Source organism: Candidatus Obscuribacterales bacterium (assembly GCA_036703605.1).
Lineage (GTDB): Bacteria > Cyanobacteriota > Cyanobacteriia > RECH01 > RECH01 > RECH01.
Map to the genome: position 1 here is coordinate 1 of DATNRH010000247.1, position 1,254 is coordinate 1,254.

General features: G+C 53.0%; 1 protein-coding gene. It reads right to left on the minus strand.

Going from position 1 to position 1,254, the window contains the following annotated elements:
• Positions 1–1,116 (minus strand): hypothetical protein (locus V6D20_05230; protein HEY9815192.1); only part of this gene is annotated, 1,116 nt, incomplete at its 3' end.
• Positions 1,117–1,254 lie beyond the last annotated feature (138 nt).

The window sequence follows — 1,254 nt, forward strand, 5'->3', positions numbered from 1 at the left end:
TGCAAAGGAAGACAAATGGCCTTGAGGTAGCGAGGCAACAAGCGAGCTTAGATTTGCACCACCACCACCAGTACCTGAAAATCCCCCAAGTCCTGCTGATGATGACGAGAATCCTCCACCACGTGCACCTTGAAAAGCCAAAAGTTCAGCCAACGGGTTACCTTGGCTTCGGCCCAGCGATGATGCATTGAAGCCAGCAGAAAAGCCACCAAAGCCTCCTCCTCCTGTCGCACCCGGGGCCGCACCTAAGGCAGAAGACAACCAAGGACTGAAACCTGCTTGAGATGAAGCGAACGAAGCGTGGGCCTGTAACTGTTGTAATTGTTGCTGTCGCTGCCGAGCAGCTAGCAACTGCAGCGTTAGATCATCCAGCTGGCCATGTTGCTGGCGGTCAGCCGAAAGGGAAGCGTTTGAGGCTCCCATGCCAGTGCCAAAACCAGCTGATGCTAATGATGGCGATGAAGTGATACCAGATCCACTTCCTGCAGCGGCAGTTGTGCCGAAACCAGCTGCCGTCTGTGTAGGGCTGAATCCAAGAGAAGCTTGATTTAGGCCACCTAAGCCGCCGCCACCGCCACCCGAGAGAGCGCCAGCTAACCCTGCCAATTCTGAAAGCCCTCTCGAACTTACCCCTCGCGCAGAAGGCTGTTGCTGCTGAGTGACACCAGGCATACAGGATCTGACCATTGCAATCCTGTCACGAAGACTCGCATTCTCTGACTTGAGGGCGTCATTCATAGTTTCAATCTCAGCGCGTTTTCCTTGGAGGTCTTCCATCTTATTCTTGACCTTGTCTCGGAGTCTCTTCGAGCTCATGCGGCTAATTCTTCTTCGCCTTTCGAGGGCCGACTCGTCGCTTTCGCCACTGGCCGTTGAACCACCAGCAGCAGCGGCAGCAGCAGCAACTGGAGCTTGAGCCACAGGAGGACTCTTGCGCTTCGTGACGGTTTTCTTGGCTTTGTGGGCCGCTGGTTTCTTGCTGTCACTACCACCATTCTTGGCACTGACGTTGCTGTCTTTGGAGGCCCGTTTCTTGTCTGCAGTCGTACTACCGCAAGGAGGAAGCTTTGTATTGGTATCCTCGGAGGCAGCTGCCCCCATCTTCTTGTCGTCCATTGCGGTCTTAGTGCACATTAATGAACTATACTGTGCAATGTACTGTACCGAGATAACTCTACTAGAATAGAGTAGCTGAAGAATCTATATTGCTCCACTCTATGACACTTGAGATAAAGAGAGAATGAGAGAAGCCTG